Genomic DNA, 26,743 nt, shown 5'->3' with positions numbered 1-26,743 from the left:
GAGCCGCGGATCGCCGGGCCCCGTACCCCCGACGGGGCACGCACACCGGCAGCCGCGGATGATGACACCCCCTTTGTGGCTGGGCCGACCTGATGAGTGAGCGCGCTGAGCAGCGCGTCTCGGCATCACCGCGCAACTGGTTCGGCTGTGCCGTCGCCGCTTGGGTGGGGGCGGATGAGCAGGAGGGCGATGTCGTCGTGGCGTGGGGCGGACCGTTCGGCGTGGAGGATGAGGTCGTCGGCGAGGTTGTCCAGGTTCTGGATCTGGGCGTGTGCGAGGTGCTCGGCGAGGGCGTTGGTGGTGTCGTCGATGTCGGTGCCGGGGATTTCCACGAGGCCGTCCGTGTACAGGACGAGTACGGCGCCCGGCAGGAGCGGGATTTCGGTGGTGGTGTAGTCGGCGTCGGGATTGATGCCCAGCAGCAGTCCGGGTGGCAGGCGCAGGACTTCGGTGTGTCCGTCGGGATGGCGCAGCAGGGGTGGGGGATGTCCGGCGGTGGCGAGGCGGGCGCGGTGGTGGACGAGATCGAGGTGGGCGATCAGGCAGCTGGTGAACAGCCCGGCGTCGAGGTCGGTGAGAAGGCGGTTCGTTCGGGTGAGGAGGTCGCCGGGGGGTGTGCCGGCGGCGGCGTGGGCGTGCACGGCGGTACGGACCTGTCCCATCAGGGCGGCGGCGGTGGTGTTGTGGCCCTGGACGTCGCCGATCGCCGCTGTGGTGGCGTGGGGTGCGTGGATAAGGTCGTAGAAGTCGCCTCCGATGTCCATTCCGCGGCCGGCGGGTTGGTAGCGGGCGGCGACGTCCAGGCCGGGGACGTTGGGCAGTGCGTGGGGCAGCAGACCGGTCTGGAGGGTGTGGGCGAGGGTGTGTTTGGCGTCGTAGAGGCGGGCGCGGTCCAGGGCCTGGGCGATCAGTCCAGCGAGGGAGGTGAGGAGGGCGCGTTCGGCGGGGAGGAAGGTGCGGGGCCGGTCGTAGGAGAGGGCGAGAGATCCGATGACGTGGCGGGAAGCGGTCAGGGGCAGGAAGGCCCAGGCGTTCCTGGATTTGTAGCGGGGTGCCTCGGGGTAGGCGCGCTGGAAGTCGGCGAAGGTGGCGAAGAAGAGGGGATTTCCCGTGGCCAGTGTGTGCGTGGTCGGCGTGGGGGAGCCCAGGCGTATGCCGCGGAAGCGGCTGAGGAACTCGGCGCTGTAGCCGCGGTGTCCGACGATGTGCAGTCGGCCCTCCTCGGAGACCATGAGGACCAGCCCCTGGGGGCCGAAGGCGGGCACGATCTGGTCGGCGGCGACGTGGATCACGTCATGGACGCTCACGGCTTCGGTGAGGGCGGCCGCCAGGTGCGTCAAGTGGTAGAGCGCCATTGCACCGCCAGGTTCGTCGAATGCCCGGGCCTGCGCGGTGACCGTCTGCTGCGTGGTGGGTGTGATGTGGACGCTGATGCCGGTGTCGTCGGGGTAGAGCTGGAAGAGCAGTGGCGTGTCCGGGGGGCGCACGGCGGTGAAGGAGGTGGGCCGGCAGGTGACCACCGTCGCCCGGTAGCTGTCTTCGCTGACCGGGACGTGCATCCACGGCAGGGCTTCCCAAGGGCGACGTCCGGTGAGCGAGGCGGCGTCGGCGCCCATCAGGTCGGCACCGGCGGAGTTGATGAAGGTGAGCCGGCCGTCGAGGTCCAGGGTGCAGCAGCCGATGGGGAGGCGTTCGGTGAAGTCGAGCGCGGCCCTCGCCCTGTCCGGGTCAGCCTCTTTGAGCGGTGCTGGAAGCCGCCGGGGTTCCTCGGGAGGCAGCAGGGGACTGCCGCGGTCGGCGGCCCGCTCAAGAAGATCCGCCGCGTGCCGGCAGCATGTGGTGACCGCTTCACGCTGGTGCGGGCTGAGCCGTGCGGGGTGACTGACGGGCCACAGCAACGCGATGCCGCCCCACACGCGGGTGCCGCTGGTGAGGGGCGCCGCGGCAAGCATGAAGTCGTACGGCAGCACGAGGCACAGCTGTGGGTAGCGACGCGCCACCTCCTCCTGGTTGTCCAGCCACACCGGATGCCCTTGGCGCATGGCGTCCGTGACCGGCGTCGGCGCGTCCACGCGGATGCGGGCCCAGGGCGCGGCGATCTCCCGGGAGACACCGCACATCAGAGCGAGCCGCAGCAGTCGTTCTCCGGGCGGCAGCAGGTAGAACAGGCCGACCGACGCACCGGTCTTGCGCATCACGTCAGCCATGAGGGTTTCCACATGCCCCGCAACGGGTCCGGAGTCGGTGGGCGATCGCATGCTCCTACCCGGCCTGCGTAGCGGATACGGAGGTCGTGCGGGCGCGGGCCATGCGGGCGCGGCCGAAGCGGCTGCGGACCGCCTCCGCGCTGATACCCAGCCCCGAGCGGGCTTGTGCCCGGAGCCAGGCCGCCTGCCGGTGCGCGGGCCGGTACTGGCGGCCGTGCGCCGACGACCTCAGAAGAGGAGTGCCGCGCCAGTCACACCGAACCTCGCCCATATACGGACGATACGCCCAGGGTGCTGCGGTGGCATGGTGTCCGTGAAGCTTTGGGGTCCACCTGGTGCGGCGGGATTCGTAACCCACCGTAACGTCACCAGCACGGCAGGCTGCCCGCATCTCGTCTCACCCAAGGCCGAGAGGTAGGGGTGACTGGCATAGCAGAGCCTTCGCGCTACGGTCAGGACCGCCTGCGGTCAGACCCGCCGCGCAAAGGCTCCGAGGTAAAACAGTCCCCGGTAGTGCTGCGCGTGTCCTGAAGCTTCAGTCGTCACTGTCGCCTCGGTATCGCGCCGGCTTGCCGGGGGCCTGAACCACATCCTGTCCAAATCACTCCACCGACTAGACGTCCTCGCCGATTTCGTGGCCTTTTTCGGTGTTGCGGTCTAATAACCAGCTTGCATCAGATATAGGGCGAGTCAATAGGATTTGGGTAAATTTCAGCAGTACCCTGGTGGCGCTTTTGGCCGGGGTGCCCGCCCCGCAAGCCAGACGGGACTGTGAAAACACTCCCTAGACCACACGCCCTAGACCAGCGGCTTGCGTTCGGGCCACCATCGCTGGACGGCCTCGACGGTCGTCGTCGGGCTCACGTTGAAGCAGAGCTTCGCGCCGGGCGCCAGCTCGTGGGTCGTGTTGACCAGCACCTCAAGGAGCGGGGTCAGCTCCGGGTCCAGCCGGACGCCGGCGCCGATCACCACGATGTCGTAGTCCTTGGCGGCCAGCGCGGCGCGGTAGACCGCCTCGGCCGTACGGCCGTAGTCGAGCGGGCAGACGTCGACGGTGAAGCCGAGCTCTTCGAGCCGGGCGACGCCTGCGGCTACCCCGGCCCGGACCGCTTCGGCGTCGATCTCGGGGAACGCCGCCCGTGACGAGGGCGCGTCGTCCACCAGCGCGGGAACCAGGCCAACGGTGAGCATGGACGGGGACATGGCTCGGTACCTCCTATTGCCTCGGGCGTCTCGGATCGACGATAGGCCGCAGAAGGCCGCGGGACCCTCCCAGATCTCCGGGATACGGTTCGACCGGTGAGCTTTCCGATGGCCCAGCGCGAGACCGTGCGCGACATCGAGGCGATCTGCCGACTCGACCTCGGCTCCCGGGAGCTGCGGCGCCGGATCACGGGCCCCCACAAACCGAACTGCCGCGCCTGGGTTTGGCCGGCTGGGGATGCGCTCGTCTGCTTCGTCAGTCGTCCTCGGGGCCGGCGTAGAGGGCGGCGGTGACGGCGGCCCTGTGGCCGAGGGATTGGCGGAGGTCTTCGGGGACGAGGACTTCGACGTCGGGACCGAACGCGAGCAGGGTTTCGGCGGCGACGAGGGCGCGGAATCGCAGGTGGACGGTCACCCAGCCCGGCTCATCGTCGCCCGCGAGTGGAGGGCCGCCCTCGGAGGGAGGGGCGAGGTCGGCCTCGTGGATGCGGAGGAACTTGGCGAGGAGCGTCTCGCGGACGCGGGCGGTGACGGCGTACGGGGCGGGGATGTCGTCGATGCGGCGGCGCAGGTCCTGCCACACCTCGGCGAGCTCCATTCCGTCGCGGCGCTGGACGGGGTCGTCCAGGACGGTGGCCGACAGGACGCGGTCGACGCGGTAGAGACCCGGTTCACCTTGGTGGTCGGCGACGAGGTACCAGACGCCCGCTTTGCTGACCAGGCCGTAGGGGTCGAGCGTGTAGGTGCGCAGGCGCTGGTCGCGGCCGTGCCGGTAGCGCAGCCGCAGCTGCCTGTCGGTGAAGACCGCTCGCTGGAAGACACCAAGGTCAAGGGCGGAGTGCGCGGGGCCGGGGGTGGCCCGCCAGCGGACGGGATCGATGAGGATACGCCGGCTGACCAGGTCCGCGTCGGGGCGGTGGGGTGCGGGCAGGGCTGCCATGACCTTGTGCAGGGCGGAGCCGAGGGCCGACGCCAGGCCGAGGTCGGCGTGGGTGGTGCCGGAGAGCAGCACGAACAAGGCACGGGACTCATCTGCGGTCAGCCCGGTGACGTCGGTGCGATAGCCGGGCAGCAAGGCGATGCCGCCCTGGGGGCCACGGACGGTGTAGACGGGTACGCCGGCCGCGGACAGGGCCTCCACGTCCCGCATCACGGTGCGGACCGAGACCTCCAGACGGCTCGCGAGGTCGGCGGCGGGCAGCTGTTGGTGGGTCTGCAGCAACAGCATGATCGAGAGCAGGCGGTCGGATCTCATGGCTCCAAAAATCTCTCACGTATATGACACAAGGTGTCATATACAGCGCGGAGGATGTGGACATCGGGACGCCGAACGAGGTGGCCCGAGGCTCCCGACAGGTGGGTTCCCGGCGCACAGGGGTGCATTGGAATCCGCAGGTCACATGGGGTGACACACCGTGAAAGGAACATCCTGATGACTGCCACCAGCGGCTCCGCCGTGCAGATCGCCAAGGCCTACACCGAGGCGTGGATGAAGAACGACGTCGACACCGCGCTCGGCTACGTCGCCGAGACCGCCGTCTGCAAGGCCCCCAACGGCGTCTTCGAGGGCAAGGAAGGCTTCCAGACCTTCATCGGCCCCTTCTCCGGTTCGCTCAACGGCGCCACCCTCATCGATGCCCTGGGCGACGACGCCCACGCGGCCGTCGTCTACACCCTCGCCGCGCCGTTCGCGCCCGACTTCCCCGGCATGGACTACCTCACCGTCGAGAACGGCCTGATCACCGAGGTCCGCAGCCACTTCGACCTCTCCCCCCTCATCCAGGCTGGCGGCACCCCCCAGCACTGACCGACCCGGCCGACGGTGCGTGCCGCGCCGTCGGCCGCCACACGTACGAAGGGAACAGCGATGAGCCTGCACGTCCGGGACGGGAAGATCCTCTTTCCCGAACCGCTGGTGGCGGCGACCGTGGTGAGGCGGCCCAACCGGTTCATCATCGACGTCGAGGTGGAGGGCACCACCATCGCATGCCATTGCCCGACCACCGGCCGCGTCGGCAACCTGGTCCTGGACGGCCTGCCCTGCCTGCTCTCGCGTGCCGAGAATTCCGCTCGCAAGACGCCTTACACCGTCGAGGCCGTCTCGGTCACTGAGCCCGGCACGGGTGCGCTCGCCTGGATCGGCATCAACCAGACCGCGGCCAACCGCTACGTCGAACAGGCGCTGGCACACCGGCTCCTGCCGGAAGTCGTCACGACGACAACCGTTCGGCGCGAGCAGTTCCTCGGGAAGTCGCGGCTGGACTTCCTCGTCAACGAGGACACCTACATCGAGGTCAAGACCCCGTTGGAGAACCTCCAGGTCGCTCTCGGCGACCACATCAGGACCCGGCCGCAATCCCCGCTGAGGTCGACCGACCGATTCGTCAAGCACATCGGTGAACTGGGCCGCAGCCTCGCAGAGCACGAGCGCGCGATCCTGCTGGTCTGCTTCCTCTACGACAATCCCGGCTTCCAGGTACTGCCGAGCACTCACCACAGCTCCGTCAAAACCGAGGTGACCACAGCACTGCAACGCGGAGTCGAGATCTGGCAGATCAACTTCCAGCTCGACCCCACCGGCGTGCGCGTGCTCCGCCAGTACGGGCTCACCCGGCAGTTCCTGGAATAGCCCACTCGGCAGTCGGAGCGGGTGCGGCTGCTGCTGGCGAGGAGCTCGCACCGCGCGCTGGTACGAACTGCTGGTGTCCCACCCCTGGAGAATTGAGTTGAACTCAACTTCTACACGGAGCTGCTGGCGCCGGTCCTGCTGGGCGGGCTGATCAGTGACGGCGAGGTGGCCGCCGCACACACCCGGCTGCCGCGGAGGCTGACCGAGCTCGGCTCCCACAACATCGCCCGCGGCCAGCGCGATGGCGAACTCCCCGGCGAGCGTGATCCGGAGATGCCGGCCGCGGCCACGCTCGGCGGGCTGAACGCGGTGGCCGCCGTGGCCCTCGCCCGCACCCCGCGCCCGCCCGCGGAAGCCGTCATCGACGAGGTGTGGGCCTTCATCGCCGGCGCGGTCGGCCTGCGGCCGTGACCGGCCTCGGGGCGGCGAGTCCCTCCGAGCCGTCACCGGCAACCAGCCCGCGGCCATCAGCCGGACCCGGTCCTTTCGGACCGCCGACCCGGGGGGTCCGTCGACCCGGCGGTCGTCGACGCGGACTTCGCCGTACTCGAACGCGACGGGTACGTCACCCTGGAGGGGCTCCTGAGCCCCGAGGAGTGCGAGTGTCGTGGCAGGCTACGAGGCCGTTGACATTTCCGCATGATTCGAATCCGACATCACTGGACATTCTTAGCGCCACACCAGCAGAGACTTTCCTGGACCATGCGAGTCAATTTGCAAATCCGGAAGAAGCGTGTACACGGCCCGCCGGAATTCCCCGATTGCGCACACTCGCACAGGAAAAGCAAGCGATATCTGCACTCGCCGGCGCCCGAGTGCCCACACGGCGACCAAGGCTGTCAAGCGCGAGAACAAACACATCAGAGGGTGAGCGACTCTGTTGTAAACGGTAGTCGTGATGGTGTTACGGTGTTTATTCAGCTCTGCGAGGGGTGCCATTTTGTACGGCAACCCCGGATTTCGTCCAGATACTCATTGCGGCACCCAGTTCGCCTGATCGCATGTTTCCTGTACACCCAAGTTGATTCCTCATGCCCGCTTCCGCGTGTATGAGTGAAAACGGCATCCATCCTTTGGAGTTCTTTCCATGCCTGCCGACAGCACGACTGTCACCACCCCCGCGCCCGCGGATACCTCCGGCGCCTCGTCCAGTGGCCGCCATATGGGGCTCGCCCTGGTGGTGATCGCCGCCGCTCAGCTGATGCTGGTCCTCGACGGCACCATCACGAACATCGCCCTGCCGAGCATCCAGACCGAACTGGATGTGTCCGACGCGAACCTGGCGTGGATCGTCAACTCCTACGCCCTGGCCTTCGGTGGACTGCTGCTGCTCGGCGGCCGGGCAGGCGACCAGTTCGGCCGACGGCGGATGTTCCAGACGGGCATCGCCGTCTTCACCCTGGCCTCCCTGCTGGGCGGACTCGCTCCGGGCGAGGGCCTGCTGATCGGCGCCCGCGTTCTGCAAGGCGTAGGCGCGGCACTCGCGGCGCCCAGCGCCCTGGCACTGATCGCCACGACGTTCCCGGCCGGCAAGCCGCGTAACAAAGCGATGGGCGTGTACGCGGCCATGGCCGGTATCGGCGCCACGGTCGGCCTGCTGCTCGGGGGCGTGCTGACCGACGGACTGGACTGGCGCTGGGTGTTCTTCGTCAACATCCCCATCGGCCTGGCGGTCCTGGCCGGCACCCGCCTGCTCGTTGAGGCCGAGCGTCACCCCGGGCGCCTGGACGTTCCCGGCGCCGTCACCGGCACCGGCGGCCTGATCGCCCTGGTCTACGGCATCACCCGCGGCGGCGAGCACGGCTGGAGCGACAGCCTCACCCTGACCTCCATCGCCGTGGCCGCCGCCCTCCTGACAGTGTTCCTGGTCGTCCAAGCGCGCACCGAACACCCGATGATGCCGCTGCGCCTGTTCAAGGACCGCAACCGCTCCGGCAGTTACGGCACGATGCTGTTCATCGGCGCCGGCATGATGGCCACCTTCTACTTCCTCACCCTCTACATGCAGCTGATCCTCGGCTACAGCCCCGTCAAGACCGGCTTCGCCTACCTGCCCTTCAGCCTCGGCATGGGCATCGCCGCCGCCGTCAGCTCCAAGCTCGTCAGCCATACGGCCCCCCGCCTGATTGCCGGACCAGGCCTTCTCGTCGCCGCCGGGGGCATGTTCTGGTTCTCCACGCTCACGCCCGGCTCCTCCTTCACCGCCCACCTGATGCCGGCCATGTTCGTCACCGCTCTCGGCCTCGGCATGGGCTTCGTGCCCATGACGCTCGGAGCCGTCAACGCCGTACTGCACCACGAAACCGGAATCGCCTCCGCGCTGCTCAACACCGCCCAGCAGATCGGTGGAGCCCTCGGCCTGGCCATCCTGTCGACCATCTCCACCTCCGCGGCCAATGACCAGCTGCCCAAGGCGGCCTCCACGTTCTACCAGGGCCTCGCCACCAAGGACTCCGGCCTGATCGCCAAGGCGAGTGACGCCCTGACCCACGGCTACACCATGGCCTTCACCGCAGCCGGCGTCATGTTCCTGGCCGCTCTGGTCGTCACTACGACCGCCATCAACGCCAAGAAGCAGCAGCACGCCGAAGGCGCACCGGCCGTCCACATGGGCTGACCCCTCGAAACGGACATCGGCCAGCGCACTGGACGCCGCGGTCAGCGCGTCCCCCTGTAGCGGGTCGTCCCCCACACCGGGGGACCGGTCGGACAGAGGGCTCTGGTCAACCACCGACCTCGGGGCCGGCTATCGCAGGCGTCAAGCTCAGCTCCTACCAACCGAGGGGCCACTGCCTGCTACGGAGCCGCGCTGCCTGCGGGGTCACGGCGCAACCGCTTCGGGATCCCACGAACGCGCCGGCTTCGCGTCGTGCAGGGCGTCAGCGTCTCTCGCGTTCGAGGAAAACTCCGTAATGGATGGTGTGCCGTTGGCCCCCAGCTCGCCAGGGCAGAAGACGGCGAGCTGGGCGATCGCCTTCCCGGTTCGCCAGCACCAGCGCGGTCGCACACCCAAAAATCCCATGGCCGCCCTGGATCTTCGGGGCGGGAGGCACGCTTCACCGACCAGACCGACCAGATAGTCTGATTCCAACCAAGTGGTCGGTCCAGCTGAGGGAGTATCGATGCCCCGCCTTACAGGTGCCCAACTTCACGAGGAGATCATCGCGGTAGCCGCCCGGCTGTTCTCCGAAAAGGGTTACGCGGCCACGTCTGTTCAGCAGGTGGCCGACGAGATGGGTTACTCGAAGTCCGGCCTCCTGCACCATTTCAGCTCGAAGCAGCAACTCTTGGCGGCGGTCATCCGCGAACCGCTACGAAAACTGGATCACCTCGACAAAGTGGCCGCACAGATGCCTCAGGGAAGAGAGCGGGAGGCATTTACGACAGCGGCGCTGGTCGAGATAGTGCTGGAGGAGAGGGCCGGGATCGGCGTACTCCTCAATGAAGGCGTTGTACCCACCGACGCATTCGAAGAACGATCTGAGATGGCCTTCTTGCGGCAGCGGCTGTGCAACCTGTTCTTCCCGAGCCCGAATCTTCCCTTCGAAGCTGAGGTGCGGATCAACTTTGCGTTCGCCGGCCTGATCGATTCAGTGATCCGATGCGGCGACATTCCCGTGCAAGAGATCAGGCAACCCCTGCTTCGGGCTTTCCGTGACTCCTGTGGTCTGGTGGCCCCGCTTCCGTCGTTCACCGAGGAGGAAATACGCGAAAGGCTGGGCTTCCACGGCTAGTTTCTCGTGATTCCGTTCATGTCACTTCGAGCTGTCCTTGACGAGCTTCCTGCCGTCACAGATCCACGGTGCCGTGGACGAAGGTCACGCTCGCGCCTCCGACCCAGACCTCACCCTCATGTGCCTGAACCGTCACCACGCCTTTGCGTCCCATCCGGGGCCGTTGTCGGCCCATTGGTGACCGATGATCTCCTTGCGGTCGATGCGCAGCCCCTTGGCGATACGTTCGAGATGGGCGTCATCGACGGGACCCTCGCGCAGGAGCTGGGGGCTCGGAAGGCCAGAGCCGTATCGGAACGCAGCACATCGACCAGACCGAGACCGCACTCCTGGACGAGGGCCCCGGGCGACTTCGGGACGCCTCCGGCCTCCAGCCACGCGTGTGCGGACCCCAGGGTGGGGTGGCCCGCGAACGGGATCTCCCCGCCGGGGTGAAGATGCGCAGCCTGTAGTCGGCGTCGGCGTCGGCGTCGGCGGAAGTGGCCGGCAGCACGAACGTCGTCTCGGAGAGATTGGTCCAAGCGGCGAACTGCGCCATGGCCTCATCGCTCAGACCGTCACCGTCGAGGACGACCGCGACCGGGTTGCCGAGGTACGGCGTTTGAGAGAACACATCGACTTGCGCGAAAGAACGCGATCGCCACTGTTCCATGAGAGGTACTCCACTCGGTCAAGCTGGTCAGCGACGGTGGCCGCCGACTCCCGGTGAAGACGGTTAGCGCCCGAAGATGTTCTCCTGCACGTAGTCCCAGTACGTCTTGCCGGTCACGGCCTCCACGATCAGCGCGGAAATGGTGACCTCCGCCTCCTCATGGGCGGTGTCAGGAACGCCCGGGACGCCCACCAGTTTCGCCTGCCGGGCCCGCCTCTCGTAGTACTCGTGCACCTCGTCCCGGCTCTGGAAGACGCGTTGCACGTCCTCCTCCGGGCTGTCCAACCCGGAGGTGCCGGACAGCACATGGTGGATCGTCACCTGCTCGGCGATCTCCTTGGCGAAGCCCTTCAGATGGGTGCCCACCGGTCGTAGGCTCCGCCAGGCCGGGTCTCTGGCGGGATCGGGTCGGTTGGGGCCCGGTCGGCGTGGCCGGGCTGGGCACCCACCAGCGACGCGCCTGCCATCACGCCGGCGGCCGTCAACCCGCCCCACCCGAGCAGCCGCCGCCGGTCGACACCGCGTACGGAATCCGAGTCCATGAGCACACGTGCAGGGACCGAGCCGCCAGGTCCACATGAGCGCCCCTCCCCGCAGTCAACACGCCCAGTACGCACTGACCGAAGTCGCTCCGACGCGTGCCGCCACTTGTCATGTTCACCCGCTGCCTCGCCAGGCTCCGTCTCGCGCCTCCACGACATCGAAGAAGCGCGCCACATCGGCTACGCGAGAGACGACCTTGGTCGCCGTTGCGCAACGATGGGCACGCCGCTCCGCGCCGCCTTGGCTCAGGAAACGGGTGTGGGCAGCACCGAGGGGTCGCCGTTGCTCCAAATTCCTCGGATTTGACGCCTGGTGATTTTCCAGCCTTCGTCCGTGCGGCGGAGGGTGTCGTGATAGGTGCCGCCGAGTATGTACTGTCCGTTGCCGGTCGCCTCTGCGCGCACGTGCTGGGCGATGAAGGTGGCGTGGGTGGTGGCGATGTCGTCGTCGATGGTGACGCGGAGGTTGCCCACGAGATGCTGGGTGGCGTGAAGAGGGTCAAGAAGCGCCTTGGTTCCCGCGATGATCGCCTCGCGGCCGGCGACATTGACGTTGACGTAGTCGCCTTCGGCTTCCGGGGTGTAGCAGGTCGCGAACAGATCCCAGTCGCGGGCATCCATGGCGTGCGCGACGGTGTGGATCACCTCGGTGATGGCGGACTTGTCCAGTAGTTCTTGCAGTTCTTGCAGTTCTTGAACTGAACCGGATTCTGCGGAAATTGTCATGGCAGGTTGCTCCTTGGAGTGAGCGCGTGTCGGCGCTCTGCGGTGGCAGCGTGAAGCCGACCGCCGGGTTTCTCGGTGAGGTGTATCGGCTGTGCCGGGGAGAAGGAGTGAGCCTGAGCCCTATCCGTCTACGCGCTCCAGCACGACGACGGGGACCTGCCTCCCTGAGGCTGCCTCGAACTCGGCGAACTTCGGGACGAGCGCCACCTCCTTCGCCCAGATCTGCTCGCGCTCTTCTCCCTGCGCGAGCCGCGCTACGGCCGACACGGTCTCCGTGCCCACTTCGATGGTGACCTGTGGGTTCGCCATCAGATTGCGGTACCACGCCGGATCACGCGGACTGCCGCCGTGGGTTCCGAAGACGGCCCAGCCGTTGTCGACCGGCTGGAAGAACAGCGGGTTGATCCGCTCGCGCCCGCTCTTGGCCCCGATGTTGTGCACCATGACGAGCGGCATGCCTTGCTTGTCGAAACCGGGCATCCAGGGCGGGACGGGGCGGTCTCCGGCGAACTCCTCCTCGCTGCTCCAGGGCACGTACCCGGCATTCGCCCGGAACTCGGCGATGATCCTTTCGTTCCAGGTGTTGCCGCCAGGCACCGTGGCATCGTTTGCGCTGGCCGTGGACGGATCAGACATGGCATTCCTTCACTATCCGGAGCACGTGCTCCTCAAAATAACATATGAGGAGCACGTGCTCCGGATAATCGGGTAGGCTCGGCCCTATGGCAGTGCATGAACCGGAAGGCACCATCAGGCGGCGCGCACCGCGCGTGGACGCGATCCGCAACCGTGAAGCGATCATCGAGGCCGCCTCCGAAGTCCTTGCCGCACAGGGCACCGCGGTGGACGTACGCGAGATCGCCGGCCGCAGCGGAGTGGGCATGGGCACCCTCTACCGGCACTTCCCGAAGAAGGAAGATCTCATCCAGACCGTCCTGCGCAGGGACTTCTCCACATGGGCGGAGTCCGCACGCCAGGCGGCCATCGACGCCCAAGACCCCTGGGCGGCCTTGACCGACTTCTACCAGCAAGCCCTGACCGGCTACGCACGTCACAGCGCGATCATGGAGAACTTCGCACTGACCTGGTCGGCCCCCGATCTGGAAGGCATCCAGCAGCTTCGCCTCGTCATCGAGGAACTGTGCGCCCGCGCCGCGGGCGTGCTGCGCCCCGGCGTGACCACCGACGACCTGCTGCTCCTGCTGGTCTCCCTGGGGCACGCCGTGCAGGTCACCGACGAGTGTCGCCCGCACATGTGGAACAGGCTGCTGCACATCTCCCTCGCCGGACTGCGTGCCGACCACCGCGAACCACTTCCCGCCGAGGCGGCACCAGTGTTGCGGCTCCCCCAAAGGTGAGCAGTCCGCAGGTGCCGACCAGGGCCGTGGGCCGGCCGACCGAAAGGGGAGAGTGCGGCGGGCTGGGCAGCGTGGGTGTGGGACGTTCATTTAGCTTGTCATCTAACGTCCGGCGTCGAACGCGGCTCGAACTTGATCACCGTTTTTGCAGTTCGGCGGACGTGTAGGCGGCCTTCGTCTGATCCTGTGCTCCGTCACAGAGTGGATCAGCGCGAAGGCCGTGGTCGTGAGTTTGGCGGCTGATCTCAGGTGACGTTGTCGCAGTTGGCCGGGGCGGAGACTGATTCTCACGCGATGTTGTCGCTCAGTCGGGTTCGCCCCAGCTCTGCGCTCGCGGGGCTCCCTCTACTGGCCGTCGACTTCAGTGAACGCTTCCGCGAACCCTTCGCATCCGACTTGTTCGTCGTGTAAGGGACGTTCCCCCGGCGCAGGACCCGGCAGGTCCACCCCCAGCACCGTGCCCAGGGCAGGTGATCCGATAACGCTGCTCCGGGAACGGGGTTTGTGACGGATCTTGTGAGCCATCGCCGCATTTCAGAGGCACTCCCGCGCTGTTCTGCCGGCGGAGAACACCGGCCCGACCGGGCTCGACGATCAGTACGGTCCAGTCTCATGACGACGATTACAACGCGCACGGTCGAGTACCCGGCCGACGGCCTGACGATGATCGGGCACCTCGCGCTCCCCGCCGGCGTCGACCGTCGGCCCGCGGTGCTGCTCGGACCAGAGGGCCTGGGGCTCAGCGACGTCGAGCGCCGCCGGGCCGATGCGCTCGCCGAACTGGGATACGTAGCGCTGGCATTCGACCTCCACGGCGGGCGCTATCTCAGCGACCCGGACGAGATGCTGGCCCGCTGCATGCCACTGCTCGCCGACCCCGACCGGATGCGGAGCATCGGCCACGCGGCGCTCGACGTGTTGCGCGCCGAACCGCGGACCGACCCCGACCGGATCGCCGCCGTCGGCTACGGCACCGGCGGCGCCATCGGGCTGGAACTCGGGCGCGACGGCGTCAACCTGCGCGCGATCGGCACAGTCAACGCACTGACCACAGGCCGACCGGGCGAGACGGCGCGCATCCGCTGCCCAGTGTGGGCCGGGGTCGGGTCGGAAGACCCGATCATGCCGCCCGCGCAACGGGACGCGTTCACCGCCGAGATGCAGGCCGCGGGCGTCGACTGGCGCCTCGTGGTATACGGCGGCGCCTTGCACGCCTTCCACCACCCGCCAGTCGACCACGCCACGGTCCCCGGCGTCGGCTACCACCCACAGCACGCGCAGCGCGCCTGGCACGACGTCATCGACCTGCTCACCGAGTGCCTGCCCGTAACGGAGTGATCTGGTCAGCAACCGCGATTCCGGGCCGCGAACCAGGCCGGCAGACCGCCGCCGGCTCCGGTTTGTGGGACATCACCGCAGCTCAGAGTGCAAAACAGAGGCATGGCGGCGACGCAAGCTCGGATACTGACCATCCCACGCCGAGCGACAAGATCATCTGAGATTGGTCGTCGTGAACTTTGGCGAGCGACAACGTCAACCGAGATTCCGGCCTCGACCTGTCTCACACGTCCTCGCATCCGCACTGGTCATGGGGTTGGTCACCGGCAAGATTCGGTGACCGGTCGATGCGGACCCGGTCTACCGGTTCGCGGCTTCGCGAGAGGCGATCCGGTTCGTGCGACCGACCACGCGGCCCACCGCGTTGCGCACCGCGAGGCCCGGCCGGGTGCGGGGCACCATGAGCCTGGAGAGCAGACCGACACGTCGCTGCCGCGGACCTACCTCACGGCGGAGCCTCGACTCGTAGGCGGCGAAGGCGCGGGCGTGATCACCGGGACGGGCGGCGAGCTCCTCTGCGAGGGCGTACGCGCCCGCCATCGCCATGCTGGACCCGTCGCCCAGCAGGGCTGTCGCCGCCGCCGCGTCCCCGAGCAGTACGACCCGTCCGCGGGACCACGAGGGCATCCGGACGGTGGTCAGGGGGTCGAAGAACGGAGCCGGGTGGTCGAGGAACGCCGCCACGAGTTCCGGTGCCCGCCACCGCACGTCGGCGTAGGCGTCGGCCACGGTCTGCTTGTGAAGGGCGATGTTCTTGCGGTCGTGGGGCGCTAGCTGTGCGGCCCGGAAGGTGAAGATCGCGAGCGGAGTGGTCCGCGAGGGGTGGACGACCAGCATCCGGTTCGGCACGGTCAGCATCGTCATCTCACTCGGGTCCTCGATGGCGTCGGGTTCCAGCGGGACGGTCGCGCCGTACAGGCCCAGGTCGCTCACGAACTGCCGCTCGGGTCCGAATACCAGGCGCCGTACGGTGGAGTGCATTCCGTCGGCACCGACTACCAAGTCGAAGCGCCGTGGCGGGGACCGCCGGAAGGTGACGTCGACCCCACCTCCGTCCTGGTCGAGAGCGGTGACCGTGTCGTCGAACAAGAACTCGGCCTCGGTCCGCGCCGACCGGTGGAGCGCTTCGGACAGGTCGGCTCGGGTCACTTCGACCGTCGGCGCCTCGTCGGAGGTGAGGGGGAGTTGCAGGATTCGCCTGCCGTCGGGGTCGAGCAGGGTCAGTGACCGGTTGCGGGTGGCGAGCCCGCGGAGTTGCGGGAGGATGCCCATGCGCTGGGCGACCGGGATGGCGGGCCCCTTCACGACGATCGCGCTACCACCGGAGCGCAGCTGCCGGGCATGTTCGATGACCGTCGGCCGGTATCCATTCCGGGAGAGCCAGTACGCGAGTGCGGGCCCTGCGATTCCGGCACCGACTATCAGCACCTCGGGCTTCTTCATGACGATGACCTCTCGGAGTGTCGATGACCAGGTCCGCGGCGAGTGCCGGGCCGGGGCTCAGGGAGCGGCGGCACGGGGCAGCGCAACCGGACCAAGGTACGAAAGATTTCGTACCTCAGTGGAGCACATCCTTCAGGTACGATTCAAGTCGTACCTGAAGGGGGTGCCGCGTGGCCGGGAGGAACCTGGTCGGCCCGGAGGCCGATGCGCTCGATCTGGGTGCGGTGTTTCGCGCCCTCGCCGACGAGCACCGTCGTTCGGTGATGACGAAGCTGGCCGCCGACCGCAGCGACAGCGAGCGGGGCTGCAACTCGTTCGATCTTCCGATCTCGAAGCAGACCCAGACCCACCACTTCCGCGTCCTGCGCGAGGCAGGTCTCATTGACGAGATCGACTACGGCAACCGCAAGGGCATCCGACTACGACGCGCGGACATCGAGAAGAGATTCCCCGGGCTGCTCGCGCTCCTGGGAGCAGAGCCCCCGGGCGGTACCGCTCCTCGCTGAGCACAGCTGAGCACACCGGAGGGGAGTCCGAGTCGGCCCTGAGCCGCGAGCTCGACCGAATCCAGCTCGCGCCCGGCTGGCAGGTAGCCGAGCACGACGCGGGCACGAAGGGGATCGGAGTCGCTTCGACCACCGTCCCGCGCTCGTGATCGGCGCCGAGCACTTCCGCGCGCGCTCCCTCACGCCAACACCCACTGAGATTTCCTCAACCTGCGTGCGGACCGGTGCGACTGGAGTGAGGGCGGGGTCCGGGCGTAGAGAAGCTCCTGGTAGACGGGTGCGTGTCGAGTCCAAGCCGTCCTGCCAGGAGCCTCCGCATGCTTGTTTACCCAGCCGGGGCCGATCTGTCCGCCTCCGCTCTGCGCTTCCTCGCCCGTGAGTTGACCGCACGTCGTCTTGCGCAAGGGACGCGATGGTGCCGGCCAAAGAGCAGCGCTTGCTTGCCAGTTCGGCAGCAGTTGGTGATCTCGGCGCCTGTGGATGTTCACGAGATGTGACGTCGGGTCGGGAACCCAAGTGTTTGACTGGCCTGCATGTCTTCGACTCTTGGTGTGTCCCGACCTGACCAGGCCTCCTACATGCTGCGGGCCGCTGCCGGTGATGCCGGCCGTGCGTACAAGCAGCAGATGCTGGACCTGTTGGACGTCCAGGCTGGGCAGACCGTCCTCGACGTGGGGTGTGGCCCGGGCACGGATCTGCCGGCGCTGGCGGAGCGTGTCGGGGACAGCGGCACGGTTATCGGCGTAGACCGTGACCCGGCCATGCTCGCGCAGGCTCGCGAACGCACGAACGGTCTGCATTGGGTGGAGATCCGCGAAGGGGACGTGCACGTCCTGCCCGTCGAGCCGAGCACGGTTGACCGGGCCAAGATCGACCGAGTCCTGATGCATGTTGCCGAACCCGCGGACGCTCTTACGCAGCTCCATCGCGCAACTCGGCCAGGCGCCCGGATCGGCCTTGCCGAACCTGACTGGGACACTCTGATCGTTGACGCCGAGGACCTTGAGACGAGCCGCGCCTTCACCCGCTACACCACTGCAGAGGTGGTCCGCCACGCGACCATCGGACGCAGCCTCGCGCGCCTTGCCGAACTGGCAGACTTCCATGTCGAAACGGTGCTCGCCACAACACCGGTCTTCCGTGACTTCCAAGAGGCGGACCACACCCTGGGCCTCGGCCGCAACATGCAGAAAGCCATCGACGAGGGCCACATCGATCGAGATCGCGGCCATCGCTGGTTTGCCAGCCTTTCCCGGGGGCCGTTCTACGCATCGTTCACTCTCGTCAGCGTGATCTGTTCCCGTTGATTCAGTCGGCCGTGGCTGGTGCCTCGGCTCGGGTGCCGGCGAGGCGGTAGGCGGCGGTGCGGTCTCGGTGAAGGTCGTGGTCCAGCCCGTCCATGACCGACCGCCAACGCGTCATCCTGCGATCCGGACCGGGTCGCAGTCCTCGCCCGGATCATCCGCCGCATCAAGTGTGTGTCCCGACAGGTGTCGCTGCCGAACCGGTACGACGGCTACGAGCGGGTCTTCGGCCCACCGCTGCGGCACCTGTTCCAAGCCCCCTCGCAACACCGCCCGCAGGTCATCTCCGCAAACCCCATCCGTGGGATTTGTCAGTGACCTTGCCCTGGGAGCCGGCATCGTGGGTGTCGACGGGGCACCGCTGAGGTTCACTCCGCTCCAAGCCGACCGAGGCGAGGAGTGCCGCAGCCTCGGGATGGACGATCACGATTCAGCGATGATCTCGGCCTTCAACCGGTCGTACTCATCCATGGCATGAGGGAGGTGGTCGAAGTAGTCCTCCCAGAAGGCAGGTCGCTGCCACTCCTTGGGGGCCAGCGTCAGTCTGCCGTCGTCGAGCCGGGTCACCCAACAGGCTGGTATCCGGTCGGATAGGACCTCGAACATGGCCGCGTCCCACAACCCAGGGGTGTCGATGGGTTCCCAGCTGTTGGGCAGAGGCGCGATACGGAGCCTCACGCGGGTCGGGTCGGCGAGGACTTCGAGAACCGGGTACTCGGCTCCGACACTCATGCCAGGGTGCTCGCTCACGACCGCTCCGGTCGCCGGGCTGATGATTCTTGCGCATCGGACGATCACGCAAGGCAGACTAGGTGGTGGCTGTCTTTCCTGATACGGCCGGACAGCCATGCACGCTCAACTCCCCTCCCGGGCGGCGAGCGCGGCCTCGAACTGCGGGGCGGACCCGGACCCGGGTGCTGATCTTCGCGGGGAGTCGGAAGCTCACCACCTCCTGGAGTTCGAAGATCGCCTGGGCCGCGTGAGACGCGGCGGTGTGAGCAGTCGGTGGCGCCTACGGGGCGGGGCGCGGGGAGAGGCCGCCCTGGAGGATGCGGAGGTAGGCGTCGGTCGCGGCCGCCTGTCGGTCCGCCGGGTGCTCGTTGACGGCGTGGATCAGTCCGCAGAGGAGCTTTAGCAGGTTCTCGCCGGTGACCGCGGGAGCCGGGCGAATACGTTCGAGCAGGAAGGAGGTTTCCGCGCCCAGTTCGGCCTTGGCCTCGCGCAGGGAGTCCGTCTCGTCGGTCGCGGTGATCAGGATGTCGATAAGGCCGGGCTGGGCGAGGGCGGCCGAGAGCGCCTCATGGAGGAACCCGATGAGGGCTTGGACGGGCTCCGGGTTCTGCTCCGCCTCGGTCGCCACGGCGATAAGGCCGCGTACCGAGTCCTCCAGGACGGCCTCCAGCATCGCCCGTTGGGTCGGAAAGAGCCGGTAGACCGTGCCGACACCTACGCCGGACCGGCGTGCGAGCTCGTTGAGGGTGAGGGTGATCTCCCCGGCGGTGATGGCGCGGTGGGCCTCGTCGAAGATCCTCTGCCTGTTCCGTGCGGCGTCGGCCCGCATTTTTCCTCCCTCTCAGCACTAGATGGATAGGTTATCAGGTTGGTGCTACGGTGAAGTTGATAGCTAATCCACTTACTCGTGGGGAGTGGTCATGACCGTCGTATTCGTGCACGGAGTGCCGGAGACACCGACCATCTGGAACGACCTCCGGCAACAGATCGAGCAGCCGACTGTGGCCCTTCGGCTGCCCGGCTTCGGCAGCCCCCGCCCGGCCCACTTGCGAGACAAGGAAACGTACGCGGCCTGGCTCGCCGGCGAACTGCGTGCCATGGAGGGGCCGGTCGACGTCGTCGGCCACGACTGGGGTGGCCACCTCACGATGCGGGTCGTCTCCGCTTACGACGTGCCGGTACGCAGCTGGGTGTCCGACGTCGCCCACGGCTGGCATCCCGACTATAAGTGGCATGAGGCGGCCACCTTCTGGCAGAAGAGCCCGGAGGGCGAGGAGTCGCTCGCCGGACTGCGCAAGTCACCCACCAGCAGCGGCCCCACCTTCGGCGACCTCCTCCGTCCCCGGGGTCTGAGCGCCGAACTCGCGAAGGAGATCGATGAGGTCCACGACAAGGAGATGAGCGCTGCCATCCTGGCGCTCTACCGCTCGGCCTGGCCCAACTTCCACGCCGACTGGAGCAAGGACTTCGACAGTCCCGCCGCCGCCCCGGGACTGATACTGGCCCCGACCGGTGACCCCATGGCGCAGCCCTCGCAAGACCGGGACATGGCCGAACGGCTCAAGGCTCAGCTGACGGAACTGGACGGCCTCACCCACTACTGGATGCTCCAGGACCCCGAACGGGGAGCGGACGTGCTGCGCCGCTTCTGGGCATCACTCCCCAACTGAGGACCTCAGCCCCTCCAGGTGTCGATGCACCCACTCGAAGTGGTGGCGCCGTCCGCGGTGACGGCGCCGGAACTCGCGGGCTCCCGCGCCGTCAAGGGCCACCCCCAATCGTCACCTCCAGTTGTCACCTCCAGTCCACCGGCTGCTCGGCCCGCTCACCGCCGTGCGGCAGGCGGCTGAGAGCAAGCCCCAGAAGCATCACCGCGTACGCACACAGCACAGCGATCCCGACCCCCCACGGAAGCGGGAAGTATCCGGCGGAGGGCGCGTAGTGGGCGACGACCTGCGGGTATTCGGTGAGGGTCTGCTGGGCGGCGAAACCGGCGGCCGGGGTGACTCGCAGCAGCCACTGTGACGGGCCGTCGGCCAGTAGCGGGAAGGAGGTCACGACGTACGGGACCACGATCGTCAGGACGGCGACGAGGATCGCGAGCCAGGCGCGCCGAAGCAGGGAGCCGAGCGCCAGCGCGAGTACGGCGGCGAGGGCGAGTGCGGCGGCCGTACCGACGACGACCCGCACTCCGGTGAGCGCGGACACCTCGATGACGGAGATCCCGTTTCCCTCCAGGATCGCCGCGCCGACCGGGATCACGATGCCCACGGCGAGGAGCCCCGTCACGAACGTGGCGGCCCCGACGACGACCGCCTTCGCCGCGAGCGCCCGGCGGGTGACCGGCACGGCGCGCGCGGGGACGCGGCGGTACTCGGAGGTGATGAACCGAACGGCGACCACGAGCACGATGACCAGTCCGAGGGCCAGGCCGCCGAGGGTACGCTCCACCGGGCGCCCGGCGCCCTCGGCAACCGCCGGCCCGATGTCGCCTATGCCGGTGACGGTGAACGTGCCGTTCTCCTCCACCGCCCCGGACGCCTTGTGGTACTTCTCCCAGTCGGTCCGGTTCATCTCACCTACGGCGTCTCTGCTCCAGCCCCCGGTGGAGGCCGAGCCCTGGAGACCGACGTTGTCGAAGACAGCGCCCGCCTGTGTGAAGCGCACCTGTTCCGTGGCACCGCCGAGGCCGACAGGCCGCAGCGTCAGGTCGCCGGGAGAGGTGGCGAAGAGGCCGACCCGCACGGTCCTGGGCAGCCCGGATAGCTGAGCCGTGCCGACCTTGGCCCATCGCTCGCCGTCGGCGGACTCGTAGCCGGTGATGGTGTCGCCCGACCGCGTCAGCCGCAGCCAGCGCGGCGACTTGGCCGAGACCCCACCGCCGTTGCCCGCGGTGTCATGGCGGTAGTCGTACTGCATTCGCACGCCGTGGCTGCCGGTGAGCATCAACGCCGCGTAAGAGGAGCCCTGGTGGACACCGTCCTTGATGATGATTCCGGCTTTGGCCCATGGCACCAGGCCCGGGACGATCTGGTCATGGTTCGGCGGCGGGTAGGTGATCGTACCCGTCATGGAGGTCATCCGGACGGTGATGCTGCCGTTCTCGCCGAGATCGCGGTGCAGGAAGTAGAACTGGTCGTTGACGAGGGTGCCGTCCGGCCCGATCGGTTCGGCCGGGCACGAGCCGTCGCAGGACGCGTGGTTGCCGAACGCGTAGAGCAGTCCGAGGGTGACGACGACCAGAGCCGCGGCCGCCATGGCGATCAGCCGGCCCGGACGCCGGAATCCGGTCCACTCCCGCCGGAGTGATGCGTTGGTTGTGAGCATGGATCCGGTTCTACGGATACGGCCATAACGTGCTCCGAACCACCCTTGTCATGTCGCTGTTAGGTGCGGTGGGACATCCTGGGTCCGGCCGGACGTGAGCGGGAAGAGGATCATGGGCAAGCTGTGGAGCGGGACCGTTGGACGGCGATTCACGATCTTGTACGCTACGGGGTTTCTCGGATCCGCAATCGTGCTGCTCGCCCTGACCTTCCTGATGTCCGGTAGCCGGCTGACAACCGTCGCTCCTGAACAGCCCCCGGCCGGCCGGTCCAACCTCGCCGCCGCCGAGCAGCAGATCCAGGATCTGCAGAGGCAACTGTCGGACGTGCACGCGCAGCAGAACCATCAGCTGCTGGTCGGCTCGCTGATCGCGCTGGTGGTGATGGTGGGCGTCTCGCTCCTGCTCGGCCGGGTTCTCGCCGGCCGGGTGCTGCGCCCACTGCGGCTGATCACCGCCGCGACGCGGCGGATCTCCGCGGAGAACCTTCATCAGCGGCTCGCCGTGGCGGGACCCGTCGACGAGGTCAAGGAGCTCGCCGACACGGTCGACGGTCTTCTGGAGCGCCTCGAAGCCTCATTCGTCGCGCAGCGCCGGTTTGTCGGCAACGCCGCGCACGAACTGCGTACGCCGCTGGCGACGATGCGGGCGTCTCTGGACGTTGCCGTCGCCAAACCGGAGCTCGCGACGCAGACCGCCGTACTCGCCGACCGGTTGCGGACCGAACTCGACCGGGTGGATCACCTGCTGGAGGGCTTCCTCGTGCTTGCACGGGCGCAGCACAGCACGTTGGCCGACCGGACCCCCGTGTCGCTCGGCGAGCTGGCACAGGAGGCGCTGACCGCCCGGGGCGCCGACATCACCGCGAGGACGCTGACCGTCGACGACGAGGTGCGGTCGAACGCCTGGACGCGGGGTAGTCCGGCGCTGCTGTCCCGGATGGTGGAGAACATGGTCGACAACGCGATCGTGCACAACCAGGAAAGCGGCTGGATCCGGATCTCCACCGAACACGACGACACCGAGACACGCCTCGTTGTCGAGACCGGCGGGCGCGTCCTCGACCAAAGCCAAGTGGACCGGCTGACGCAACCGTTCGAGCGGCTCGGCGCCGACCGGACGGGGTCGGAGGGGAGCTCCGGCCTGGGGCTGTCGATCGTCGCGGCGATCGTCGCAGCGCACGGCGGCCGCCTCGCCCTTCTGGCCCGGCCGGAGGGCGGCCTGCGCGTTGCAGTGGTGTTGCCATCGGCAGCCGGTCGGGAAGGGGTGACACCGTGAGGGTTCTGGTCGTGGAGGACGCTCGGTCGCTCGCCGAAGTCGTCGCCGAGGGACTGCGGGACCAGGGGATGGCCGTCGACGTCGCGCACGACGGTCTGGCCGCCGCCGCCAAGCTCGACGTGAACGCGTACGACGTGGTGGTCCTCGACCGCGACCTGCCCCGCATCCACGGCGACACACTCTGCCAGATGATCACCGAGCGGGACGATCGCGCGATGGTGCTGATGCTGACCGCGGCCGGGGCGCCCGGCGACCGGGTCAGCGGTCTCACCCTCGGCGCCGACGACTACCTCGCCAAGCCCTTCCACTTCCCGGAGCTGGTCCTGCGCATTCGGTCCCTGTCCCGCCGCAGGCCGGCCGCCCGGGCCCGCACGCTGCGCGCCGCCGGCCTCGAACTCGACCCCGTACGCCGGACCGTTCTGCGCGACGGCCGGCCACAGGAGCTGTCCGTCAAGGAGTTCGCCGTTCTGGAGGCGCTGCTGCGCGCCAGCCCAGGCTTCCTGAGCGCCGAGGACCTCCTGGAACAGGTGTGGGACGAGAACGCCGACCCGTTCACCAATACGGTGACCGTCACCATCGGCCGGTTGCGCCGCAAACTGGGCGGCCCGCCGGTCATCACGACGACGCCCGGGGTGGGCTATCGCATCGTCGACGCTCCAACCGTCCGAGAGCTCTGATCGGCCGGAGCCACGGCGGTCCATACGGCTCCTGTCACGGTGACTTGTTGTCCGCACTGCTGTAGGGGACCGGCCCCGCCCGTCGGGCCCGGGGACGAACTCCCATGATCTGACGGCACATCAGCCGGCTGTCCTTACGAACGTGCCCGGCTTGGGCGACCGGACACCCCGAAGAGGCTGAAACCATCCGAAGAGTGTCGTCTGGCTCGGCAGGCCGGGCTGGGGGAAACTGGCCGGCGGGGGACAACCGCCCGGCGAAAGAGACCGCAGGATGACCATGGACGCTCAGTCACCGCCCGTTCGGGTTCTGGTGTTCGGCGCCGCACTGCGCGCCGGGTCCACCAACGCGCGGCTCGCCTCGCTGGCGTCGGACCTGATCGCCGAGACCGGTGCCGAGGTCGACCTCGCCAGGATGCGGGATTTCGATATGCCGCTGTACGACGGGGATGTGGAGGATTCCGAAGGGCTGCCCGCCGGCGCCCTGGCCCTGTGCGAAAGGATCAAGCGCTGCGATGCGTTCGTGATCTCGTCGCCCGAGTACAACGCCTCCGTTCCGGGACTGCTCAAGAACGCCATCGACTGGGTCTCCCGAGTACGGCCGCAGCCGTTCAAGACCAAGCACGCGATGCTGGTCTCGTCCTCCCCGTCGATGATCGGCGGCAACCGCGGCCTGTGGGCGCTGCGGGTCCCCCTCGAACACCTGGGTACACGGGTCTACCCCGACATGTTCAGCCTGCCTCGCGCCTACGAGGCGTTCACCGAGGACGGTCGGCTCGCCCACTCCGGCTCTCAGGAGCGGCTCGCCGACACGCTCTGTGGGTTCATGCGGCTGGTACGCGCCGATGTGGAGTTCGTGTGTCTGCGGCGCCGTTGGTACGAGTTCCCCGGCGATCGCACCGACGCGCCGGTCACCCACCGGAGTGAGGACTGACCCGCTCGCGCTGACCTGCCATCCGGGAGGACCGGCCCCCGCTGGGCATGGTTCCCAGCAGGAGCCGGGCTGTTGCGGGGCCGTAGCGAAGGTCATTACGGCGTACGCCCACGACATGTACCGAAATTCTTCACATCTTCTACAACCTTTTGCTCCCGTCTCCTGTCTCACCTCTGAGGGGCCATCAGGTCCCGCAGACATGAACGAGCAAGAAGGGCGCCGCCGCCGAGCCGTGGGCCGCGTCCTTCCCACGAGGGGACAACTCATGCGCATCCGCGCCTCTGTCGCTGTCATAACCGGCGCGCTGACCCTGTCCGCCGTCGCCGTCCCGGCCGCGCAGGCCGACGGCGGGACCGGGGACACCAAGATCACCAAGGTTGTCGTCGACGGTGACAACAAGGTGGCCATCGGCACATCCGGACTGACCACCATCAAGGTCAGCGTGACGGCTACCGACAAATCTGGCATCAAGGGTGCCGATGCGTTCTCGCTCACCGGCCCGGGCTACGGCTACGAGATGACCGGCAAGCCCACCTGCACCGCCGCGAACGCCACCACCTCGACCTGCACCGCCTCGGTCAAGATCGACCCGAGGACCGACTACCTCAGCAACTCCAACGCCGGAACCTGGTACGTCGACGCGTGGATCGACGCCAAGGACGGCGACTTCGTATCGAAGGACAAGGCCGGCTCCTTCTGGTTCCAGCGGGCCGGCAAGCTCACGGTCAACGCCGCGCCGGAGCCGGTGAACAAGGGCAAGACCATCACCGTCACCGGCGCGCTCACCCGTGCCAACTGGGAGACGCTGAAGTTCGGCGGCTATGGCTCCCAGTCGGTGGCGCTCCAGTTCCGCAAGAAGAGCTCCAGCACCTACACCACGCTGAAGACCGTCAAGGCCGACTCGAAGGGCAACATCAAGACCACGACCAAGGCCACGGTCGACGGCTACTACCGCTTCTCCTTCGCGGGCAACTCGACTTCCGCGGCAGTCAGCGCCACGGGTGACTACGTCGACGTCCGATAGGAACGCGTACCGCTCCCCGTACCCCCGGCAGGGGTGCGGGGAACCGGCGGCAGGCGGACGCGCGGCGCCGCCCCCTCTGCCGGACACGACCTGGTCACTCCTGGTCAGGCAGCGGCTCGGAGTCTGGTGGACCGATGGCGAGGACACCCTGCGAGCCTTCGGGCCACAGTAGATTACGGCGGTGGTGTGGCCCGGAGTGGTGTGGCCGGGGGAGTGCGGTCCTCCGGGTTCCGCCGTCACTGTGCGCTGCCTGCGGGCCGTACGACGATCTCGTTGACGTCGACCTGCGGCGGCTGGGAGACAGCGTAGGCGATGGCGTCCGCGATCGCGGACGCGGGCAGGGCCACGGCGCGGTAGGTCCGCATGGCCTCCCGGGCAGCGGGATCCGCGATGCTGTCCGCGAGTTCGGACTCGGTGACCCCCGGCGAGACCAGCGTGACCCGGATGTCACCGCCGGACTCCTGCCGCAGGCCCTCGGAGATCGCGCGGACCGCGAACTTGGTGGCGCAGTAGACGGAGGCGGTGGGCGAGACCTCATACGCGCCGACCGAGGCGATGTTCACGATGTGCCCGCTGCCCTGTGCACGCATCACGGGCAGCGAGGCGGCGATGCCGTGCAGGACGCCCCGCAGGTTCACGTCGATCATGCGGTCCCACTCCTCCGTCCTGAGCTTTTCCAGCGGCGACAGCGGCATCACTCCGGCGTTGTTGACCATCACGTCCACCCGGTCGTACCGCTCGCAGCCCGCTGCCACGAAGTCCCGGACATCGGCGGCCTCGGCGATATCCAGGCGCCGGGCCACCGCTGTGCCGCCCGCGGCGGTGATCTCCGTGACCAGCTGGTCCAGACGGTCGGTCCGCCGTGCTCCCAGAAGCAGGCGGTGCCCGTCGGCGGCGAGCCGACGGGCACTCGCCTCGCCGATTCCGCTGCTGGCACCGGTGATTGCTATGACCTTCGCTGTCGTGTCTGCCATGACTGACCTTTCTCTCGGGAGGACACCGAGTCTGGGCGGGGAGCAGCGGGCGGCCCAGGCCGTGTGCTGCCTGGGTGGGGTGCACCCAGGCAGCACGCCGGGCCCGCGGCCTAGGGCGTGTTGCGAAAGTCCCGCCTGGCCTGCGACGCCCGGCACGCAC

Annotated in this window: 26 protein-coding genes and 2 pseudogenes; 15 read left to right on the top strand and 13 right to left on the bottom strand. The window is 68.0% G+C overall.

Annotated features, from left to right (window positions below; translation table 11 throughout):
* Positions 1-125 precede the first annotated feature (125 nt).
* From AB0M67_RS35215 to AB0M67_RS35200, 4 genes are all read right to left on the bottom strand, one after another.
* Positions 126-2,207: a SpoIIE family protein phosphatase gene (locus AB0M67_RS35215; RefSeq protein WP_365751654.1), complete on the bottom strand. Its 2,082-nt coding sequence runs from the start codon at positions 2,205-2,207 to the stop codon at positions 126-128.
* A 55-nt stretch (positions 2,208-2,262) separates the two neighbouring features.
* On the bottom strand, positions 2,263-2,478 hold the full coding sequence (locus AB0M67_RS35210) for a hypothetical protein (RefSeq protein ID WP_365751653.1): 216 nt from the start codon (positions 2,476-2,478) through the stop codon (positions 2,263-2,265).
* Between the two features lie 527 nt (positions 2,479-3,005).
* Positions 3,006-3,410, bottom strand: a complete 405-nt coding sequence (locus AB0M67_RS35205; protein WP_365751652.1) for a hypothetical protein — start codon at positions 3,408-3,410, stop codon at positions 3,006-3,008.
* Between the two features lie 256 nt (positions 3,411-3,666).
* Positions 3,667-4,665 (bottom strand): YafY family protein, encoded by a 999-nt coding sequence (locus AB0M67_RS35200; protein ID WP_365751651.1) that lies wholly within the window; start codon positions 4,663-4,665, stop codon positions 3,667-3,669.
* A 177-nt stretch (positions 4,666-4,842) separates the two neighbouring features.
* On the opposite strand from AB0M67_RS35200, the gene AB0M67_RS35195 reads away from it, so the two are divergent.
* From AB0M67_RS35195 to AB0M67_RS35175, 5 genes are all read left to right on the top strand, one after another.
* Complete coding sequence (locus tag AB0M67_RS35195; protein ID WP_365751650.1) at positions 4,843-5,217, top strand: nuclear transport factor 2 family protein; 375 nt, start codon at positions 4,843-4,845, stop codon at positions 5,215-5,217.
* 60 nt (positions 5,218-5,277) lie between these two features.
* On the top strand, positions 5,278-6,039 hold the full coding sequence (locus AB0M67_RS35190) for a DNA/RNA nuclease SfsA (RefSeq protein ID WP_365751649.1): 762 nt from the start codon (positions 5,278-5,280) through the stop codon (positions 6,037-6,039).
* Between the two features lie 165 nt (positions 6,040-6,204).
* Positions 6,205-6,450: a hypothetical protein gene (locus AB0M67_RS35185; protein WP_365751648.1), complete on the top strand. Its 246-nt coding sequence runs from the start codon at positions 6,205-6,207 to the stop codon at positions 6,448-6,450.
* 676 nt (positions 6,451-7,126) lie between these two features.
* Entirely contained in the window at positions 7,127-8,656 is a 1,530-nt protein-coding gene (locus AB0M67_RS35180; RefSeq protein WP_365751647.1) for a DHA2 family efflux MFS transporter permease subunit, read from the top strand.
* A 505-nt stretch (positions 8,657-9,161) separates the two neighbouring features.
* Positions 9,162-9,773 (top strand): helix-turn-helix domain-containing protein, encoded by a 612-nt coding sequence (locus AB0M67_RS35175; protein ID WP_365751646.1) that lies wholly within the window; start codon positions 9,162-9,164, stop codon positions 9,771-9,773.
* A gap of 116 nt (positions 9,774-9,889) precedes the next feature.
* Here AB0M67_RS35175 and AB0M67_RS35170 read toward each other — a convergent pair.
* The 4 genes and pseudogenes from AB0M67_RS35170 to AB0M67_RS35155 all read right to left on the bottom strand — a co-directional run bounded on the left by AB0M67_RS35170 (position 9,890) and on the right by AB0M67_RS35155 (position 12,329).
* Positions 9,890-10,425, bottom strand: a pseudogene (locus AB0M67_RS35170) (PhzF family phenazine biosynthesis isomerase).
* Positions 10,426-10,488: 63 nt separating this feature from the next.
* Positions 10,489-10,791 (bottom strand): serine hydrolase, encoded by a 303-nt coding sequence (locus AB0M67_RS35165; protein ID WP_365751645.1) that lies wholly within the window; start codon positions 10,789-10,791, stop codon positions 10,489-10,491.
* A gap of 422 nt (positions 10,792-11,213) precedes the next feature.
* Entirely contained in the window at positions 11,214-11,693 is a 480-nt protein-coding gene (locus tag AB0M67_RS35160) for a nuclear transport factor 2 family protein (protein WP_365751644.1), read from the bottom strand.
* A 120-nt stretch (positions 11,694-11,813) separates the two neighbouring features.
* The gene (locus AB0M67_RS35155) at positions 11,814-12,329 is read right to left on the bottom strand and encodes a nitroreductase family deazaflavin-dependent oxidoreductase (RefSeq protein ID WP_365751643.1); all 516 of its coding nucleotides are present in this window, start codon (positions 12,327-12,329) and stop codon (positions 11,814-11,816) included.
* Between the two features lie 86 nt (positions 12,330-12,415).
* Between AB0M67_RS35155 and AB0M67_RS35150 the strand changes: the two genes are divergently transcribed.
* Positions 12,416-13,051, top strand: a complete 636-nt coding sequence (locus AB0M67_RS35150) for a helix-turn-helix domain-containing protein (protein ID WP_365751642.1) — start codon at positions 12,416-12,418, stop codon at positions 13,049-13,051.
* Positions 13,052-13,663: 612 nt separating this feature from the next.
* Positions 13,664-14,389, top strand: coding sequence for a dienelactone hydrolase family protein (locus tag AB0M67_RS35145; RefSeq protein WP_365751641.1), 726 nt, complete (start codon positions 13,664-13,666; stop codon positions 14,387-14,389).
* Positions 14,390-14,689: 300 nt separating this feature from the next.
* Here AB0M67_RS35145 and AB0M67_RS35140 read toward each other — a convergent pair whose 3' ends face one another.
* Positions 14,690-15,832, bottom strand: a complete 1,143-nt coding sequence (locus tag AB0M67_RS35140; RefSeq protein ID WP_365751640.1) for an FAD-dependent monooxygenase — start codon at positions 15,830-15,832, stop codon at positions 14,690-14,692.
* A 170-nt stretch (positions 15,833-16,002) separates the two neighbouring features.
* Here AB0M67_RS35140 and AB0M67_RS35135 point away from each other — a divergent pair, with 170 nt between their 5' ends.
* The 3 genes and pseudogenes from AB0M67_RS35135 to AB0M67_RS35125 all read left to right on the top strand — a co-directional run bounded on the left by AB0M67_RS35135 (position 16,003) and on the right by AB0M67_RS35125 (position 17,645).
* Positions 16,003-16,338, top strand: coding sequence for an ArsR family transcriptional regulator (locus AB0M67_RS35135; protein WP_365751639.1), 336 nt, complete (start codon positions 16,003-16,005; stop codon positions 16,336-16,338).
* 317 nt (positions 16,339-16,655) lie between these two features.
* A pseudogene (locus tag AB0M67_RS35130) lies at positions 16,656-16,760 on the top strand (IS5/IS1182 family transposase); the annotation flags it as partial.
* A 111-nt stretch (positions 16,761-16,871) separates the two neighbouring features.
* Entirely contained in the window at positions 16,872-17,645 is a 774-nt protein-coding gene (locus AB0M67_RS35125) for a methyltransferase domain-containing protein (RefSeq protein ID WP_365751638.1), read from the top strand.
* A 420-nt stretch (positions 17,646-18,065) separates the two neighbouring features.
* Here the strand turns inward: AB0M67_RS35125 and AB0M67_RS35120 are convergent, their stop codons facing one another.
* Positions 18,066-18,392 carry a hypothetical protein gene (locus AB0M67_RS35120; RefSeq protein WP_365751637.1) on the bottom strand — a complete coding sequence of 109 codons (327 nt, stop codon included), beginning with the start codon at positions 18,390-18,392 and terminating at the stop codon, positions 18,066-18,068.
* Positions 18,393-18,654: 262 nt separating this feature from the next.
* Positions 18,655-19,203: a TetR/AcrR family transcriptional regulator gene (locus AB0M67_RS35115; RefSeq protein WP_365751636.1), complete on the bottom strand. Its 549-nt coding sequence runs from the start codon at positions 19,201-19,203 to the stop codon at positions 18,655-18,657.
* A 91-nt stretch (positions 19,204-19,294) separates the two neighbouring features.
* Here AB0M67_RS35115 and AB0M67_RS35110 point away from each other — a divergent pair, with 91 nt between their 5' ends.
* Positions 19,295-20,044 carry an alpha/beta hydrolase gene (locus tag AB0M67_RS35110; RefSeq protein ID WP_365751635.1) on the top strand — a complete coding sequence of 250 codons (750 nt, stop codon included), beginning with the start codon at positions 19,295-19,297 and terminating at the stop codon, positions 20,042-20,044.
* 124 nt (positions 20,045-20,168) lie between these two features.
* Here the strand turns inward: AB0M67_RS35110 and AB0M67_RS35105 are convergent, their stop codons facing one another.
* Positions 20,169-21,701, bottom strand: coding sequence for a hypothetical protein (locus AB0M67_RS35105; protein WP_365751634.1), 1,533 nt, complete (start codon positions 21,699-21,701; stop codon positions 20,169-20,171).
* A gap of 112 nt (positions 21,702-21,813) precedes the next feature.
* On the opposite strand from AB0M67_RS35105, the gene AB0M67_RS35100 reads away from it, so the two are divergent.
* The 4 genes from AB0M67_RS35100 (at position 21,814) to AB0M67_RS35085 (ending at position 25,609) form a co-directional block, all read left to right on the top strand.
* Positions 21,814-22,977 (top strand): HAMP domain-containing sensor histidine kinase, encoded by a 1,164-nt coding sequence (locus AB0M67_RS35100; RefSeq protein ID WP_365751633.1) that lies wholly within the window; start codon positions 21,814-21,816, stop codon positions 22,975-22,977.
* A complete protein-coding gene (locus tag AB0M67_RS35095) occupies positions 22,974-23,654 on the top strand; it encodes a response regulator transcription factor (protein WP_365751632.1) in 681 nt (226 codons plus the stop codon). The genes AB0M67_RS35100 and AB0M67_RS35095 overlap by 4 nt, the downstream gene beginning before the upstream one ends.
* A gap of 271 nt (positions 23,655-23,925) precedes the next feature.
* Positions 23,926-24,585 carry an NAD(P)H-dependent oxidoreductase gene (locus AB0M67_RS35090; protein WP_365751631.1) on the top strand — a complete coding sequence of 220 codons (660 nt, stop codon included), beginning with the start codon at positions 23,926-23,928 and terminating at the stop codon, positions 24,583-24,585.
* Positions 24,586-24,850: 265 nt separating this feature from the next.
* Positions 24,851-25,609 carry a calcium-binding protein gene (locus AB0M67_RS35085; RefSeq protein ID WP_365751630.1) on the top strand — a complete coding sequence of 253 codons (759 nt, stop codon included), beginning with the start codon at positions 24,851-24,853 and terminating at the stop codon, positions 25,607-25,609.
* A gap of 236 nt (positions 25,610-25,845) precedes the next feature.
* Here the strand turns inward: AB0M67_RS35085 and AB0M67_RS35080 are convergent, their stop codons facing one another.
* Positions 25,846-26,583 carry an SDR family oxidoreductase gene (locus AB0M67_RS35080; RefSeq protein WP_365751629.1) on the bottom strand — a complete coding sequence of 246 codons (738 nt, stop codon included), beginning with the start codon at positions 26,581-26,583 and terminating at the stop codon, positions 25,846-25,848.
* Positions 26,584-26,743 lie beyond the last annotated feature (160 nt).

The organism is Streptomyces sp. NPDC051662 (genome assembly GCF_040681655.1).
Lineage (GTDB): Bacteria > Actinomycetota > Actinomycetes > Streptomycetales > Streptomycetaceae > Streptomyces.
The sequence above is the reverse complement of the archived record's forward strand: the minus strand, read 5'-3'. Positions and strand labels throughout refer to the sequence as shown.